Source organism: Acuticoccus yangtzensis, assembly GCF_001927245.1.
In the GTDB taxonomy this organism is placed as follows: domain Bacteria; phylum Pseudomonadota; class Alphaproteobacteria; order Rhizobiales; family Amorphaceae; genus Acuticoccus; species Acuticoccus yangtzensis.
Window position 1 is genome coordinate 324,107 of record NZ_MJUX01000004.1, and the last position, 17,994, is coordinate 342,100.

8 protein-coding genes are annotated in these 17,994 nt (G+C 68.5%); 4 read left to right on the top strand and 4 right to left on the bottom strand.

Features of this window, described 5'->3' with window-relative positions; all coding sequences use genetic code 11:
- The first annotated feature begins 62 nt into the window (after positions 1-62).
- The 4 genes from BIX52_RS12805 to BIX52_RS12820 all read left to right on the top strand — a co-directional run bounded on the left by BIX52_RS12805 (position 63) and on the right by BIX52_RS12820 (position 7,766).
- Positions 63-920 carry a phytanoyl-CoA dioxygenase family protein gene (locus BIX52_RS12805; protein WP_075221451.1) on the top strand — a complete coding sequence of 286 codons (858 nt, stop codon included), beginning with the start codon at positions 63-65 and terminating at the stop codon, positions 918-920.
- Positions 917-2,638: an AMP-binding protein gene (locus BIX52_RS12810; RefSeq protein WP_075221452.1), complete on the top strand. Its 1,722-nt coding sequence runs from the start codon at positions 917-919 to the stop codon at positions 2,636-2,638. Before BIX52_RS12805 ends, BIX52_RS12810 begins: the two co-directional genes overlap by 4 nt.
- Before the next feature lie 293 nt (positions 2,639-2,931).
- Positions 2,932-4,614 (top strand): efflux RND transporter periplasmic adaptor subunit, encoded by a 1,683-nt coding sequence (locus BIX52_RS12815; protein WP_170126422.1) that lies wholly within the window; start codon positions 2,932-2,934, stop codon positions 4,612-4,614.
- The gene (locus BIX52_RS12820; RefSeq protein WP_075221454.1) at positions 4,611-7,766 is read left to right on the top strand and encodes an efflux RND transporter permease subunit; all 3,156 of its coding nucleotides are present in this window, start codon (positions 4,611-4,613) and stop codon (positions 7,764-7,766) included. Before BIX52_RS12815 ends, BIX52_RS12820 begins: the two co-directional genes overlap by 4 nt.
- A 95-nt stretch (positions 7,767-7,861) precedes the next feature.
- Here the strand turns inward: BIX52_RS12820 and BIX52_RS12825 are convergent, their stop codons facing one another.
- The 4 genes from BIX52_RS12825 to BIX52_RS12860 form a co-directional block, all read right to left on the bottom strand.
- Complete coding sequence (locus BIX52_RS12825; RefSeq protein ID WP_083660223.1) at positions 7,862-11,032, bottom strand: S8 family serine peptidase; 3,171 nt, start codon at positions 11,030-11,032, stop codon at positions 7,862-7,864.
- Between the two features lie 790 nt (positions 11,033-11,822).
- Entirely contained in the window at positions 11,823-15,458 is a 3,636-nt protein-coding gene (locus tag BIX52_RS22475; protein WP_083660224.1) for a calcium-binding protein, read from the bottom strand.
- A gap of 243 nt (positions 15,459-15,701) precedes the next feature.
- Positions 15,702-17,018, bottom strand: coding sequence for a TolC family outer membrane protein (locus BIX52_RS12855; protein WP_205647815.1), 1,317 nt, complete (start codon positions 17,016-17,018; stop codon positions 15,702-15,704).
- A 291-nt stretch (positions 17,019-17,309) separates the two neighbouring features.
- Positions 17,310-17,978: a protein-L-isoaspartate O-methyltransferase family protein gene (locus tag BIX52_RS12860; protein ID WP_075221456.1), complete on the bottom strand. Its 669-nt coding sequence runs from the start codon at positions 17,976-17,978 to the stop codon at positions 17,310-17,312.
- Between the last annotated feature and the right edge of the window lie 16 nt (positions 17,979-17,994).

Sequence of the window (17,994 nt, forward strand, 5' to 3'; positions counted from 1 at the left end):
GCAGCCGGACCGGCGCCACGTTGTGAGGCAAAATAAACGTGAGCACATCCGGGAGGACGACGATGAGCGGACAGGACACGGCCGCCGCCACGGGCGGACTGAGCGACGAGGCGCTGGAGCACTATCGGCGCGAAGGCTACGTCTTCCCCATCCGCGTGATGAGCCGGGAGGACGCCGCGGCCTACCGCGCCAAGTTGGAGGCTTTCGAGGCGGCCCAAGGCGGGCCGATCGCCGGCAACTTGCGCCACAAATCCCACCTCCTCTTCACCTGGGCGAACGAGATCGCCCACAACCCGACGATCCTCGATGCCGTGGAGCGCATCCTCGGCCCGGACATTCTTCTGTGGGGCTCGTCCTTCTTCATCAAGGAGCCGCGGACGACGGCTTACGTGTCCTGGCATCAGGACGCCACCTACTGGGGGCTGGACGGGTCGGACATCGTCACCGCGTGGGTGGCGCTCGCCGATGCGCCCGTCGCCTCGGGGGCGATGACCTTCTGGCCGAAGAGCCACCTGAAACTGCAACTGCCGCACACCGACACCTTCGCGGCCGACAACCTGTTGTCGCGCGGGCAGGAGATCGCCGTCGACGTACCGCAGGACGAGGGCGTCGACGTGCCGCTTCAGGCCGGTGAGATGAGCCTCCACCACGTGCTTCTGGTGCACGGGTCGAAGGCCAACACCACGGCCGACCGGCGGATCGGCTTCGCCCTGCGCTTCATTCCGACCCGCCTCGCCCAGACCAAGACGAAGGATTGGGCGATGCTGATGCGTGGACGCGACATCTACGGCCACTTTGCGCACGAACCGCAGCCGGTGGCCGACCTTCATCCGGACGCGGTCGCCGCCCATGCGGTCGCCATGGGGGCGCAGGTCGCGGCCGTCTACCAGGGCACGGACCGCAAAGAGTACCGCCCATGACGCTGCCGCCGGGCGGGCGTCTCCTCGACGACGGGAGCATCCACGTCCCCGCCCAGGGCGACGCGGCCGAGCGTGCGGCGATCGACGCGCACGCGGCGCGCAGCGTCTTGTGTGCGCTGCGCGAGACGCTCGGCCGGGTCGGGCCGGACGCGGTGGCGCTGGAGGACGGTGACAAGCGCCGCCTCACCTATGGCGAGCTGGTGCGCGCGGCGTCGGCGCTGTCCAGGGTGCTGAAACGCAGCCTGCCGAAGGACGCGCACACGGTGGCGATCATGCTGCCGTCCAGCGCGGCGGGGGCGGTCGCCTATTACAGCGTTTTGGCCGCGGGGCTTCGGCCGGCCATGCTGAACTTCACCGCCGGCGCTGGCATCCTGCGCGGGGCGATCGCCACCTGCGGCGCCTCCGCCGTGCTGACGGCCGACCGCTTTCTGGAGCTTGCAGGATTGCGGCCGCTGGCGGACGAGATCGCCTCTGCCGCGCCCTTGTTGATGCTGGAGGAGATGCGCGGCCGCGTCGGCCTGGCGGACAAGATCTTCGCCGCCGCGGCCCACCCCTTGCGCCTGCTGCCGCGGCCGGACCCGGACGACACCGCCGCGGTGATCTTCACCTCCGGCTCGGAAGGGCAGCCGAAGGGCGTCGTCCTCTCCCACCGCAACCTCCTCGCCAACTGCAGCCAGGTGCACCACCACCTGCCGCTCGGGGTGGTGAAGGTGTTCTTCAATCCGCTGCCCATCTTCCACTCGCTGGGGCTGGGGCCGGGGCTCATCCTGCCGCTGTCCTTCGGCATGAAGCTGGTGCTGCACCCCTCTCCCTTGCGCATCAAAGAAATCACCCAGCGGATCGCCGAGACGAACGCCAACGTGCTCCTGACCACCGACACCTTCCTGCGCCAATATGCGCGCGCGGGGGCGAAGGGCAGTCTCTCCTCGCTGCAATTCGCGGTCTGCGGTGCCGAGCGCGTGCGGGCCGAGACGCGCAACTTGGTGCGCAGCCGCTTCGGGTTCGAGGTGGTGGAGGGCTACGGCGTCACCGAGACGAGCCCGGTGATCGCGGTGAACCACCCGGACGAGATCCGCGACGGCACGGTGGGGCGCATGGTGCCGGGGCTGGAGGCACGGCTGGAGCCGGTCGCGGGGCTGACCGACGGCTGGCGGCTCCACGTGCGCGGCCCCAACGTGATGCAGGGCTATCTCACCGCCGCCGGAACGCTGACCCCGCCGCCGGACGGCTGGCACGACACCGGTGACGTGGTGGCCTTCGAGAGCGGGTTCCTGGCGATCCGCGGCCGTCTAAAGAGGTTCGCCAAGCTGGGCGGGGAGATGACCTCGCTGGTGACGGTGGAGAACGTCGCCGGCGCCGTCTGGCCGGAGTTTCAGCACGCCGCGGCGGCGATCCCCGGCGGGACCAAAGGCGAGATCATCGTCCTCCTCACCCAAAACCCGAAACCGCAGCGGGAGGACCTTCAGGCCGAGCTGGCACGCCAGGGCCTTCCGGAGCGCTACCTTCCGGCGCGCATTTATACGGTGGACGAGATCCCGCTGCTGGGAACCGGCAAGCTCGACACCGTGGCGACCACCCGCCTTGCCGAGCGGCTTCACGCCGAGCAGGCCGCCCCCCAGTCTCCGCCGGGCGCATGTCCCACCGCCGCGGCACCCGCCCCCGGCGGTGCCTCCGCTTCCGGCGGCTCTTCCGGGCAGGGTTCCCCGAGCGTCCACTGAGCGTCCCGCTACGGCCCCGGCGGGCCCGAAGTGCCGTCCCGCCCGGCGGGCCTAATGCGTCGGGCGGCAAAATCTTATGGGCGGCGGGACGGGGCGCGCTCCGCCGGGAGCTGCGACCGTCCGGCCCCTGCATCGGCCGTCGTGCATCGCCCGGCAGGCGTGTGATTCTCCCCACAACGTTGTGACTTAGCGGCACCGTGATGGACGCCGGGTTGTCACGCTCGCCTCTGATGGGCACTGTGGCCACGCTGCCCTCAGCTTATCCCTTCGACCGGCGAAAGATGACAAACACCGTGTTCGATAGAGCCCTGCCTCCGACACTCCGACCGATCCTTATCTCCCCCTGCGCCCCGGCGAAAAGGTGGGTCGCGGCGTGTCTCGCCGCCGTTCTCGCGGCGGGTCCCACGCTTCCCGCCCGCGCGCAGGACAACGCCCCGCCCCCCGCCGTGGTCGTCGCCCCGGTGACCGAGCAGAACGTCACCCGCTCCGACCGTTTCGTCGGCCGCGTGCGGGCGATCCAGTCGGTCGACCTCGTCGCCCGTGTCGAAGGCTTTCTGGAGAAGGTGAACTTCCAGGAAGGCGCGATGGTCAATCAGGGCGACACGCTGCTGGAGATCGAGAAGGCGCCCTATCAGGCCGCGCTCGCCGCCGCGCAAGCGCAACTCGCCTCCGCCAATTCGCAGGTGACGGCGGCCCAGGCCCAGCTCAAGAACGCCGACACCGTGCTCGCCCGCCAGGACGACCTCGTCAAACGCGACGTCGTCAGCCAGGCGACGCGCGACGATGCGCAGGCGAGCCGCGACGTTGCGGCCGCGCAGGTCCAGTCCGCCCAGGCCGCCGTGCAGCAGGCCCAGGCCCAGGTGCAGACCGCCGAGCTCAACCTCTCCTACACGGACGTGAAGGCCCCCATCACCGGGCGCACGGGTCTCGTCGCGATCACCGAGGGCAACCTCGTCAACACCGCCAGCGGCACCATCGCGACCGTGGTGCAGGTGGATCCGATCCGCATCGCCTTCTCGATCCCCGAAACGCTGCTGACGCGTCTTGCCGACCGGCAGCCGGACGGGAACGGCAGACAGGCCGATCTCTTCACACCCCATCTCGTCCTGTCCGACGGCACCACCTACGGCGAGGACGGCAAGATCAGCTTCGCCAGCAACCAGATCGACGCTTCCACCGGCTCGCTCGTCATCTATGCGGACTTTCCGAACCCGCGCGGCGTCCTCATTCCGGGCGGCTTCGTCGACGTGGTGGTGGCCGAGGCGGAAGGCAAAGTGCTTCCCGTCGTTCCGGTGTCGGCCGTGCTGCAGGACCGGCAAGGCCGCTACGTCTTCGTCGTCAACGCCGACAACAAGGCCGAAGTCCGGCGCATCGACACCGAACAGCAGACGGCAAACGTCTTCCCCGTCACCAACGGCCTGACGACGACCGACACGGTAATCGTGCAGGGCCTGCAGAAGGTGCGCCCCGGCATCGAGGTGACGCCGACGCCGGCCGCGCCTCCCGCGTCGTCATCGGACAGCGCGGCCGCCTCGTCCGGCAGCACGACGGCCGCCGCCCCGGCCCCGTCGGGCGGCTCCGCTCCCGCGACCGGCAGCAGCGCTCCGGCATCGTCCGGCAGCGCCGCCCCTGCAGCGTCTGGCACCGCCCCGGCCTCGACGGGCTCGGACACGACAAGCGCGACACCGGCTTCCCCCGCGCCCGCATCCTCATCCGGCACGACGGCGACGGACACGGCACCGGCCGCGGATCCCGCACCCGCGGCATCCGATGCACCCACTACCGACGCCACCGCGAACGACTCCGCCACCGCGACCGACTCCGCGGCCGGGACGGACGCCGCCGCGTCCAGCCCCGTCCCTGCCGGTGACCGCATGTCGGACGGCACAGCGGCCCTGCCGCTCGAAAATCCGGCTCACGCCCCGGCCGCATCCGGTGACGCCTCCTCCTCCAACGGGACGGCGACGAACCAATGATCTCGAAGACTTTCGTCGAGCGCCCGCGACTTTCCATCGTCATCTCGCTCGTCCTGACCATCGCCGGCATGTTGGCGCTCTACGCCATGCCGGTCGCCCAATACCCGGAGATCACCCCGCCCCTCGTCCAGGTCACGGCCTCCTATCCGGGCGCCGACGCCGAGACGATCGCCAACACCGTGGGCGGCCCGATCGAAGAGCAGGTGAACGGCGTGAAGGGCATGATCTACATGTCCTCCACCTCCTCATCCTCCGGCACCTACAACCTCAGCGTCACCTTCGATATCGGCGTCGACCCCGACATCGCCCAGGTGAACACGCAGAACCGCGTGTCACAGGCGCTCGCCCGCCTGCCGCAGACGGTGCAGTCGCTCGGCGTCACCACACAGGCGCAGTCGACCAACATGCTGGGCCTCATCAACGTCTATTCGCCGGACGGCAGCTACGACCCGGTCTACATTTCCAACTACGCCACCATCAACGTGCGCGACCCGCTGTCGCGCGTGGACGGCGTGGGCGACGCGACCCTTCTGGGCGCGCTCGACTATTCGATGCGCGTCTGGCTGCAACCCTTGAAGCTGGCCGCGCTGAACCTGTCCGCGTCGGACATCGCCTCGGCGATCCAGGCGGAGAACATCCAGGCTTCGCTCGGCACCATCGGCGGCCCGCCGATCGCCGACAGCCAGCAGATCCAGTACACCATCACAGGTCAGGGCCAGCTCGAAGACCCGGACGCCTTCGGCAACATCATCGTCGCCACCGGCCAGGACGGCGCCATCGTCCGCCTGAAGGACGTCGCCCGCATCGAGCTCGGCGCGCAGACCTATTCGTCGACCTCGCGCCTCAACGGCCAGCCGGCCGCCTCCATCGCCGTCTATCAGGCCCCAGGCGCCAACGCGCTCGCCTCCATGACCGCGGTGCGCGCGGAGCTGGAGCAACTTTCCGCCCGCTTCCCCGAGGGCATCAAATACGAGGTCGTCTACGACTCCACCCTGTTCGTCTCGGCCTCGATCGATGAAATCATCATGACGCTGGGCATCACGGCGGCCATCGTGATCATCGTGACGTTCATCTTCCTCGGCAACCTGCGCGCGACGATCATTCCGGCGGCCACCATTCCGGTGTCACTGATCGGCGTGTTCATCGTGCTTCTGGCCTTCGGCTTCTCGGCCAACACCATCAGCCTCTTCGCGGTGGTGCTCGCCATCGGCATCGTGGTGGACGACGCGATCGTGGTGGTCGAAAACGTCAGCCGCATCATGGAGGAAGAGGGGCTCGACCGGCGCGCCGCCACCCTGGAGGCGATGCGCCAGGTGCAGGGGCCGATCATCTCCACCACCCTCGTCCTCTTCGCCCTCTTCGGTCCGGTCGCCTTCTTCCCCGGCATCACCGGCGAGCTCTTCCGCCAGTTCGCCGTCACCATCTGCGCCGCGGTCGCCATCTCGTCGATCAACGCGCTGACGCTGTCGCCGGCGCTCTGCGCGCTGGTGCTCAGCCCGAACACCAAGAAGATGCTGCCCCTGGCGCTCTTCGATAAGCTGCTGGACGGGGTGCGCGGCGGCTATGTCGGCCTCGTCGGCGTCATCGCGCGGCGCTCGCTGATCGCCGGTATCGCCATCGCGGCGGCCGGCGGCGCGTCCTACATCATGCTGGAGAAGGTGCCCGGCGCGTTCATCCCGAACGAGGACGCGGGCGCCCTCTTCGTCGACGTGTCCCTGCCCTCCGGCGCCGCCCTGCCGCGGGCCGACCAGGTGATGGCCCAGGTGACCGAGATCGCCCGCGCCCAGCCGGGCGTGGCGAACGTCATCACCGTGTCGGGCTACAGCCTGCTGACGGGCGCGCCCAACTCCGGCTCCGGTCTCGCCGTGGTGGTGATGGACCCGTGGGACCAGCGCACCACGCCGGACCTGCAACTGGGCGCCATCTACCGCAGCCTCTCCGTCGCCTTCTCGCAGATTCCCGAGGCGAACGTGTTCGCCTTCCCGCCGCCGCCGATTCCCGGCCTCGGCACCGCTGCGGGCTTCGACTACCGCCTTCAGGGCCTCACCGGCCAAACGCCGCAGGAGATGACCGAGACGCTGCGCTCGCTCCTCGTCGCCGCCAACCAGGACCCGCGCATCGGCCGCGCCTATTCGAGCTATTCGGCCGACGTCCCGCAGGTCTATCTCGAGGTCGACCGCGAGAAGACCGAGAGCCTGAACGTGCCGGTGTCGAGCCTCTACAACACGTTGCAGGCCCAACTCGGCTCGCAATATGTGAACGACTTCACCTATCTCGGCCGCGTCTTCCAGGTGAACATTCAGGCCGACGCGCCCTTCCGCAAGAGCGTGGACGACCTGTCGCAGATCTACGTGCGCTCGACCGACGGCAACATGGTGCCCGTCTCCACCCTCGCCACGCCGCGCTTCGAGCTCGGCCCGAACCTGTCCTACCGCTACAACCAGTTCATCTCGGCTGGCGTGAACGGCTCGGCCGCCCCAGGCTACTCGGATGGTCAGGCGATGGAGGCGATGACGGAGATCTCCGCACAGGTGCTCCCGGCCGGCTACTCCTACTCGTGGTCCGGCATGTCCTATCAGTCACAGGGGCAGGGCAACGCGCTCGGCATCCTGCTTGGGCTGTCGGTGCTCTTCGGCTACCTCTTCCTGGTCGGGCTCTATGAGAGCTGGATGAACCCCTTCGCGGTGCTGGGCTCGGTCACCATCGCGGCGGCGGGCGCCATCGGGACGATCTACTTCCTCGGCGTGGCGCTGAACGTCTACGTGCAGATCGGCCTTGTTCTGCTGGTGGGTCTCGCGGCGAAGAACGCCATTCTCATCGTGGAATTCGCCAAGGAGGCGCGGGAGGCCGGACACACCCGCTACGAGGCCGCCCGCACCGCGGCCGAGATGCGGTTCCGCGCCGTTCTGATGACCGCCTTCGCGTTCATCCTCGGCGTCATCCCGCTGGTGACGGCGTCGGGCGCGGGTGCGGTGTCCCGCTTCGTCCTCGGTGTGACGGTGCTGGGCGGCATGGTCGCGGCCACCGTCATCGGCATCCTCTTCATCCCCGGCCTCTACGTCATGTTCCAGTGGCTGGGCGACGTGGTGAGCGGCAAGAAGACGGTGGAGCGCGGCGCACCGCCTCCAGGCGAGGCCGCCCCGGCGGAATAGTCCCCGCGGCACTCCCGCGCCCTTCTGGCACGGCACGACGAGAGGGCGGCACCGGAACACCGGCGCCGCCCTCTCTTTTTCGCGTTGCCGCCACCTCAGAGGATGAAGTCCGACACGCCGAGGGACGACACGCCGTTCAGTTGAAGCTGCATCTCGATCGCCGCGTCGTCGTCGATATTGATGCTGACGATCGTCATCGCGCCGTAGACCAGGAACGACACTTCCGCAGTGCCTGGCGTGCGCGTCTGCCCCACGAAGGTCAGATCCTCGCTGCGCATCGTCGCCGTGTCGCCGTCGACGCCGGACAGGTCGATCAGGTCTTCACCGCGCACGAAGCCGGTCACCATGTCGCGCCGCTGAAAGCCGTAGCCCGTGTCGCCTGTGCCGATCACCGCGACGTCCGCCCCCTCGTCCATGACGAATGTGTCCGCCCCGGTGCCGCCGACCAGCGTGTCGTCGCCCGCACCGCCGATCAGCGTGTCGCGCCCACCCGCGCCGAACAGGCGGTCGGCGCCGCCCTCCCCGCGCAGATAGTTGGCGTCGGCGTTGCCGATGATGGTGTTGCGCCCGTCGTTGCCGTAGCCGACGCGCGCCCCGCCGCCGAACTCCAGCCGCTCGATGTTGTCGCCGAGCCGCGTGGTGCCGGCATAGGTCAGCACCGCGTCGTAGCCTTCGCCCGCCTGCTCCACCGTCACATCGTTGCGCACGCCGACGATGTAGAGGTCGTTGCCGCTGCCGCCGATCATCGTGTCGTTGCCGGCGCCGCCGTTCAGCGTGTCCGCCCCCGCCTCACCGCGCATATAATCGTTGCCGGCGTCGCCGCTGAGGAGGTTGTCGACGGCGTTGCCGATCAGCGTGTTGACAGACCCGTTGCCGGTGCCGCTTCGGGCAGTGCCCTGGAGCTCCAGCCGCTCGACATTTTCCGGCAGGGCATAGTCGATGAAGCTGCGCACCGTGTCCCAGCCCTCGCCCGCCTCCTCGCGCACGATGTCGCCCGCGTTGCCGACGGTGTAGCGGTCGTCGCCCGCCCCGCCGATCATCGTGTCGGCCCCGCCGCCACCATCCAGCGTGTCGCGGCCGGCCTGACCGACCATGTAGTCGTCGCCCGCCTTGCCCATGAGGCGGCTGTCGACGCCGTTGCCGATCAGCGTGTTGTCGTCCGCCGAGCCGATGCCGGACCACGCCGCGCCGCGCAGGACCAGCCGCTCCACGTGGGCGGGCAGCGTCAGGTTGACGTGCGCTTCAACCGTGTCGAGCCCGCCGCCCGCCTCCTCGACGATGAGATCACCCAACCCGTCGACGATGAAGCGGTCGTCCCCCTGTCCGCCGACGAGGGTGTCGGACCCCGCCCCGCCATCCAACCTGTCGTTGCCGCGCCCGCCGGACATGAGGTTGCCGAGCCCATTGCCGGTGAGCTGATCGTCGCCGTCGCCGGTGAAGGCATCCTCGATGGTCGCGCCGGCATCGACCCTGATGGCGACCCCGTCAATCCGGCCGGCGGCGCCTGCGGTGAGGTCGATGACGCTGGCCGCACGAACGGCGGCGGCGTTGATCGCGTCCCGCCCGCCGTCCGTGTCGGTGACCACGCGGCGGGCCGGCGCCGCCCCCGCGTAGTCGCTGAACTCGTCGGTGTAGATATAGACGTCGTCCGTCCCGCGACGGCCGGACAGCGTGATCGTCGCATTCGACACGAGGCCGGCGTCACCCAGATAGTCGTCGGTGAACCGCAGCGTCCACGTGCCGGCGCTGGCCTCGCCCCGGAAGGCGTTGCTCATCAGGGTCATGTCCTGCGTGCCGTAGTCGGTGGCGTCGGCGCTGCCGAAATTGTCGCGCATCAGCTCGCTGATGGTGCCGTCCGGCGACTCCAGCTCGATCTCGAGGTCGCTCAGCCACGTGTGGGTGAGGCCGAGCGAGAGGGCGACCCGCTCGATGTCGATCTCACCCGTCACCTGAAACGTCATCTCCACCGTGTCTTGGTCGACGATGGTCATGCTCGCCTGATCCGCCGCGACGTCCGCGATGGTGATGCGGTTGGCCTCGGTGCTGGTGCGCGTCCAGCTTTCGGCGAGGCGTACCGCCGCCAGCGCATCCACCAGACCGAAGCCGTAGTCCTCGGAAAAGTGCATGGCGCCGCCGTTCCAATCGGTGGCTCCGTTCCAGTCCCAGGCGTAGCGCTCGTTCCCGGTCAGGCCGCCGCCGTCGAAGGTGTCGCCGCCGGTGTGGCGCGCGGTCGCCGCGAGGATCGCCTGCACGTCGCGGTAGCCGAGGTCGGGGTTGGCCTCCAGCATCAGCGCCACGATACCCGACACCATGGGCGCGGCCGCGGACGTGCCGTTGAAGCCCGTGGTGACGAGGTCCGACGCGCCGCCGCGGTTGTAGCCGAGGTGCCCGGTGCGGTCGGTGGTGACGACGTCCCCCGGTACGGGACCGCCGAAGGAGGCGACCAGGAGCCCCGCCCCCTCGGTGGAATAGGTCGTTACGTCCCCGTCGCGCTCCACGGCGGCCACGGCGATCGTGCCCCAGTGCGAGGTGGTCCAGGATCCGGCCGTGTTGTCCAAGCTGCCGCGGCCGTTGCCGGCCGATTTGACGATGATGCTGCCGAGCCCGCCGCGCCCGAAGGCGACCGCATCGTCCAGCGTGTCGTGGAGCCCGGCCTGGGCCAGATTCTGCGCCGAATCGTAGAACGCGGTGACGTAGCCCCAACTGTTGTTGATCACGTCGTAGTTGGCGAAGTTGGCGAAGGCGGCGGACAGTCCGACCGTCGGCCCCACGTGCGTGCCGTCGCCCGACAGGTCCGAGGGCGGAATGCCCGGCATCGAGAAGATCGCTGCGTCGTAGGCGATGCCGACGGTCCCGCTGCCGTTGTTCGCCGCGGCGATGATGCCGGCGACGGCGGTGCCGTGCGCCCCGTCGCGATCAGGGTGGTAGCCGTCGACCCCGCGCGCCTCCAGCGCGAAGGCGTAATTGGGCAGAAGATCGGGGTGGAGATAATCGATCCCGTCGTCCAACACCGCGACGCGCACTCCGGCGCCGGTATAGTCGTTCCAGACCGAATCCTTGCCGTCCACGAGGCGCAGGTCGCGCTGGCCGTAGGTGCTGTTGGCGAGATGATATTGGGCGGTGAACCACGCGTCCGCCGGCAGCGTATCGAGGGCGAAGCGCGAGGCCTCCGCCTCTGCCGCGAGGCCGTCAATCGCGACGGCACCAGCGCCCTCGCGCACCGAAGACGGGGTTGGGCTCTGGCCGCCAAGAGTTGTCACGGGCATCGGCGCACGACCTCTCGATGGGGCGCGCGCCAGTGCTGGCAGCGGCGACCCATGGGTTCCGGGACCAGCCGCCGAAGCGGCACGATGTGGCAGTGGGTCGGGGACGGCCGGACGGCGCCGGCCATGCGGCCGTGCGGAACGCCTGCCTCGCGCAGTCACGCGCTGCGCTCGGGTGCGGGCGGCCCGTCATCGGCCTCCCGAACCCTGCCTCGCGGTCTTGCCCCGCGGGACGATCCTCGCCCGCCGGACGGCATCAGCCTTCATGGCCGGCCCGGCGGCGCGCCGATGCAGCGGTCCGCCGGGCGCCGCACGCCCCTCCGGCAACCCAGGCCGTCGACCTGGGTCCACCGGTGTCGATCGGACGCCGCGGGGGATGTCCCGCGCGACGTCGCTTCCTCTGGCGGCAGTGGCCCGATACCGCGCGCGACCGGCCGCAGCCGAACGCACGGCCGACGGGGGTGCGCGGCGTTCTGGTCGCTGCGGACCAATCGTCCGCGGCGGATCAGAGCGCCGTCGCGACCTCAACTGCCTGAGGGGACGCTAGGGACCGTCGATGGAACGAGGCTGGAATCTCGATGGGCGGTGCGCTGTTATCGCCGCCGCCACGGAGATGGAGCAAGCATCACGCAAGCTTGCGCCGACGGCCGGGATCCGTCGCCCGAGAGCGGGCGCGGGAGCGGGTGGACTGGTGCGGGTGGGCGAACGAGGTTTCGGACCCTCGCGGAAGCAACGCGCGGTACCACGGCGGGGCACGCCCGCTCATGTCCGCCGTTTCAGGCGCGGGCGGACACTATAGAATGAAGTCGGTGCCCGTGAGATAGGTCAGATTGTTGAATTTGATCTGCATCTCGATTTCGAGGTCGGCATCGGTATTGATGTACAATATCGTGGTGGTGCCGAAGTTATAGTAATTCATCTGGCCCGGCTCCGTGATCGGCCGCGTGCCGATGAAGGTGAAGGCCTGGTTGCCGGAGATCGTCCGGTCCGCGTCGAGCGCGGACAGATCCACTTTGTCACCCTGCCCGCGGTTGAAATCGGTGATGGTGTCGCGCTCCTCCGGTGTCGATTTGGAATCGCCGTAGGACAGGTAAGTGGCGCGGTCCGCCCCGGCACCCAAGGTCAGCATGTCCTGTCCGGAATTGCCGATCAGCGTGTCGTTCCCCTCGTCGCCCATCAGCGTGTCGTTGCCGGCCGCGCCGGTGAGGGAATCGGCCCCGCCGCGGCCGAACAGGCGATTGTCCTCGGTGTTTCCGAGGATCACGTTGGCGAGCGCGTTGCCGGTCCCCACCGGCCGGCCGGAACCGAGCGTCAGATTCTCGACATTGTCCGGCAGCGTGTAGCTCGGATTGTAGGAGAGGACGGTGTCGATCCCCTTGTTCGCCGCCTCGATCACCGTGTCGCCTGAGGCCGCCACCACATAGTCGTCGTTGCCCGCCCCGCCGGACATGGTGTCGCTGCCTGCGCCGCCGTTCAACGTATCGTTTCCGCCGCCGCCCTCCATCACGTCGTCGCCGCCGAGGCCGGACAGGTTGTTGTTCGCGTCGTTGCCGATGATCCGATTGACGAGGTCGTTGCCGGTGCCGGACCGCGATCCTGTCCCCAGGATGGTCAGGTCTTCGACGTCCGCGCCGAGCGTATAGTCGAGGAAGGCGATGACGAGGTCCCTTCCCTCCCCCGCTGCCTCCTGCACGACGTCGCCCGCGGCGGCCACCGTGTAGGTGTCGTTTCCCGTTCCGCCGATCATCGTATCGTCGCCGTCATTGCCGTTGATGACGTCGTTGCCGGCGCGGCCGACGAGGTAATCGTTGCCGTCCCGCCCGAGCAGCGTATTGTCCAGAGCGTTGCCGAACAGCGTGTTGTCGCCGGCATTGCCGCTGCCATAGGTGGCGTTGCCGAAAAGCTCCAAACGCTCCAAGTTGTCGCTCAGCGTATAGTTGAAGTAGGCCTGGATCGTGTCCCGCCCGTCGTTCGCCTGTTCGACGATGACGTCGCTCGAAGCGAGCACGACATAGACGTCGTCACCCGCTCCGCCTTCCATGCTGTCGACCCCGTCGCCGCCGTCCAGCGTGTCCGCGCCGCCGCCGCCGATCAGCGTGTCACGTCCGGCGAAGCCGCGCAGGAGGTTCGGCCCGTCGCTGCCGACGAGAAGATTGTCGCCGGAATTGCCGTTCCCCGTCACCGCGCTGCCGGCGAGGCGCAGCTCCTCGAATTCGGTGCCGATGGTGAAGCCGTCGAGGAAGGAGACGATGACGTCGTACCCTTCGTCCGCCTTCTCGTCGGCGATGTCGCCGGCGCTGTCGATCACGTAGGTATCGTCGCCGATGCCGCCGACCATGGAATCGTTGCCGGTGCCGCCGTCCATGGTGTCCCGCCCGGCCGCGCCGATCAGCGTGTCGTTGCCCGCCCCGCCTTCCAGGCTGTCGGCCGCACCCTTGCCGTCCAGCGTGTTGTTCTGCGCATTGCCGATGAGCACGTTGGGGCCGTTCGTCCCCATCCCCACCAGCACCGAGCCGAGGAGCGTGAGGTTCTCCAGATCGTCGGTCAGCGTGAAGTCGATGAAGGTGGCGACGGTGTCGCTCCCCTGGTCCGGCTCCTCCACGATGACATCGCCGGCCCTGTCGATCACGTAGGTGTCGTTGCCGTTGCCGCCGATCATGGTGTCGGTGCCGGTGCCGCCGTTCAGCGTGTCGTTGCCGCCCGCGCCGACGAGGGAATCGTCCCCCGCTCCGGCATCGAGGCTGTCGTGACCGTTGCCGCCGGCCAAGGTCGTGGCAAAATCGCCGATGGAGACGAGGATATTGTCGGCATTGTCGCCGATGAGCTGCGCCCCGTTGTACACGGTGACGTTTTCGACGCCGACCAGCCAGTCCCGCCCCTCGCCCTGATATTCGATGCGCCCGGTGCCCAGATGCACCGTCCAATTGGTGTCGATCGGAACGTCGGACGTGCGCCATTCCAAAGTGTCCGACCCGCTGCCCCCGTCCCAGGTGGCCGAAGCCGCGCCGGTGCCGGAATTCTTGACGAACAGATCGTCCCCCGCCCCGCCGCCATAGAGGTCGGACGCGCGAAAGCCGCTGCCGACGATGGTGTCGTTGCCGTCGCCGCCGTCGATCGTGTCGCGGTCGGCACCGCCGGTGATGGAGTCGTTGCCGGCGCCGCCGTAGAGCAGGCTCGGCCCGCCGCCCCCCAGGATGGTGTCGTTGCCGCCGCCGCCGTCGATCGTGTCCGAGCCGCCGCCGCCTTCGATGCGGTTGGCGTAGCTGCCGACGGCGGTGATGACATTGTCGGCGGACGAGCCGATCACCGGCGCGTCCTGACGGATGATGACGTTCTCGACGCTGATCAGCCGGTCCTGGCGCACGCCGTTCCGGTCGATCCGGCCGAGCTCCAGATTGATCGACCAGCCGGCGGCGGCGGTTGCCGTCATGGCAAGGTCCAGCGTGTCGCTGCCGAAGCCGCCGTCCCAGGTCACGCCGTCCGGCCCTGCATTGGCGGACTTCACGAAGGTGTCGTTGCCCTCCTCGCCGTAATGGCGCTCACCGGCGTCGGCCCCGGCACGGATCGTGTCGTCGCCGTCGCCGCCATAGAGCGTGTCGCGCCCGCCCTCGCCGTTCAGATCGTCGTTGCCGAGGCCGCCGAAGAGGAGGTCGTCCGCGTCACCGCCGCGGAGGGTGTCCTCGCCGTCCTCGCCATCCAGCGTATCGGTCCCGCCGCCGCCGGCCACGCTGTCATCGCCGCTGCCGCCATAGACGGCGTCGGCCGAGCCCTGGCCGTCCAGCGTGTCGTCTCCCGCGCCGCCGAGCAGGGTGTCGTTGCCGGAGCCGCCGCGCAGAAGGTCGGCGTCGGCCTCGCCATCCAGCAAGTCGTTGCCGTCGCCGCCGTCCAGCGTGTCGTTGTCGTAGCTGCCGCGGATCTCGTCATGACCGCCGCTGCCGAAGATCAGATCGTCGTCGAACCCGCCGTTGATGGTGTCGTTGCCGTTCTCGCCGTAGATCGTATCGTCGCCGTCGCTGCCGATCCCGTAGTCGTCGCCGGAGCCGAGGTTGATGACGTCGCTGTCATAGGTTCCCTGCACCGAGTCGGCGCCGCCCTGAGAGCGGATCGTATCGCTGCCATAGCCGGCGAAGATGGTGTCGTTGCCGTTGCCGGTGGTGATGGAATCGGCAAAGCGCGTGCCGATGATGTTGACCGGCGCGTTGCCGGAGTAGCTGAAGCCCTCGAAATTCAGGACGGCATAGCGGACCCGGTCCACCTCCATCGTCTCCTCGTCGAGGTCGACGTCGATGATGTCCAGCGTGTCGCTGCGCAGGATGAGAACGTCGACCCCGGCGCCGCCGTCGAACGTGCCGCCGCCGCTGGGGCTGTCGGCGACGATCTGGTTGTCCGCCGCGTTGCCGACGGCGCCGGAGGTGCCGCGCTCAGCCATGGGCGCGGCTCTGCGCTGACCGGCAGAACGTGGGAGATCGCAAGACAGGCCGGCGGGCGGCGGGCAGGACACAGGGCACGGACAAAGGCCTCGACTAAGCGAGCCGGATCAAACCACATCACCTTAAAATTGAAAATACTCCGACGCGCAACCGGAGAAGATGCCGCGCCGGGCGACGTTGCCGAACGAAAAAAGCGGCCCGAAGGCCGCTTTGGGGTTCGCAGGGGTTCGCTGCCTCGGGCCTCAGCGGCCGTCGGGCGTCTTCGTGCCGTACCATTTGCCGCGCACCGCGTCGGCGTGCTCCTTCGGATCGTAGAGCTGGTCGATGTTCAGGCCGAGGTTGCGCACGTTCAAACGGCCGATATCGGCGAGCACCTGGAAGGCGGCGGCATCCTTCGTGCGCTGGGCGGTCACGAGGGTGATCTGGTTGCTGATCAGGGTGCGCTGGGCGTCGAGAACGTCGAGCGTGGTGCGCTGGCCGACGCGCTGCTCCTCGATGACGCCCTGCAGCGCGAGCTGGGCGGAGAACACGCCCGTCTGCGCGTTGAAGATGGACCGCAGCGCGGCCTGGAAGGTCGCCCAGTCGGAGGCGATGGACTGACGCACGATGTTGCGCGTCAGGTCGACCTGCAGACGGGAGGCGCCGAGGCTCTCCTTGGCCTGGCGCACCTGGGCCGACGCCTGACCGCGCTGATAGATGGGGATAGTGAGGTTCAGACCCACACTGGCCGAGTCACGCCGCCGCGGATTGGAGCTATTCTCGCTGGTGAAGGCGTTGAGGGTCGAGTTGGCCGAGGCGGTCGCGCTCAAGGTGGGAAGGAACTGCCCTTCCAACGAGGCGACGTTGAAGATGTTCGTGTCGACGTCGTGCAGCGCGGAGATGATGTCCGGGTGCGTCTGCAGGCCGATCTGCACCGAGCTCGCCAGAGTCTGGGGCAGCAGGCGCTCGACGTTGTAGTTGTCGCGCAGGTCGCGGGCGACGAGGTTGGTCTGGCGCTGGTAGGCGGCGCGGGCGGCCTCGAGGTTGGCTTCCGCCTGGGCGAGGAGGGTCTGCGATTCTGCGCGGGCGGCTTCGGCCTGCGACACGTCCGTCCGCGTGCCCTCGCCGACCTCGAAGCGGTCCTGGGCGGCGCGGACCTGCTCGCCGAGGAATTCCACGTCGTTGCGACGCAGCGAGACGATCTCGCGATAGCGCAACACGTCGATGAAGGCGTTCGCGGTGGCGAGCAGGATGGACTGCTCGATCGATTCGAGCTGCGAGCGCTGGGCACGCACCGCGGCCTCGGCCTGGCGGATGTTGTTGCGGACCTGGAACCCCTGGAACAACGGCTGCGTGAGCTGCACGCCGAAGGCCACCTGGTTGTTGACGCTGCCGGTGTTGGATCCGAGGTCGTTCAGGTAGGCGCGGGAGGTGGTGTAGGCCTGCTCCACAGTGGCCTGAACCAGAGGACGGTTGCCCGATCGGGCGATGGCGATGTTCTCGTCGATCGCGCGGAGCTGGGCGCGGGCGACGTTCAGTTGAGGATTGGTCGAGTAGGCGGCGGCCAGGGATTCGGTCATCGTCTGCGCGGACGCTGCCCCGCTGACGACCGTCACCGCTGCGGCCAAGGCTAAAACTCGAATACGACCTGGCATGCTCTCGCCCTCAAAGAACCCGAGCATGTTTTAGGAGAAGGAGAATCACTTCAGCCAGACCCCAGTTCCGTCCGCGGGGGTCTACTGGCCTTCGTCGTTCAACGGTGCGTCTTTCCTGCAACGAGATGTGAACGATACATGAAGTGAAGGTTAATTGTGGACAACCCTAGTGCGAGACGGGGAGTTGTATTCTCCCCTCTGCGCTGCGGCGTCGAATCAAAATACGAAGGACGGTTGAGCGGCAAATCCCGGCAGCACGGTGGCGGCGGCGTTGAAGGCGAAGCGCATGGACACGCCGTGCTCGCCCTTGGTGAAGATCTGTGAACGGCCGGAAAGGCCCTCGCCGAAGATCGTCACCAGGCGACCGCCGACCTTGAGCTGCTCGATCAGCGCCGCGGGCTCGGTCAAGATCGCACCGTCGACGAAGATGACGTCGTAGGGGGCTTCCTTCGGCCAGCCGGCTTCCAGCGGACCGGTGACGACGACGACGTTGGAGACGTCCTCCTCGAGGTCGGCCGAGGCGGTGGCGGCGAGGTCCTCGTCACATTCCAGCGCGATCACCGAACCGGCGAGCTGGCCGAGAACGGCGGCGGTGTAGCCGAGACCTGCGCCCACCAGGAGCACGACATCGTCCTCCGTCGGCTGGGCGAGCTGGAGCATGCGGCCGAGGACGGCCGGCCGCGTCATCGTCCTCACGGGGCGGCCAATGGCGTCCCGCTGGATCGGCAGCGCCTCGTCGGAATAAGCGATCGCCTTCAGATCGGCCGGAACGAAATGTTCGCGCGGCACGGTGAGCATCGCGTCCTGGATCCGGTGGTCCGTGACATCGAACGTACGTAGCTGGTTGTTCACCATCCGAGTGCGCAGGATCGCCTCGTCGCCCATCGTCGTTCTCCATCAC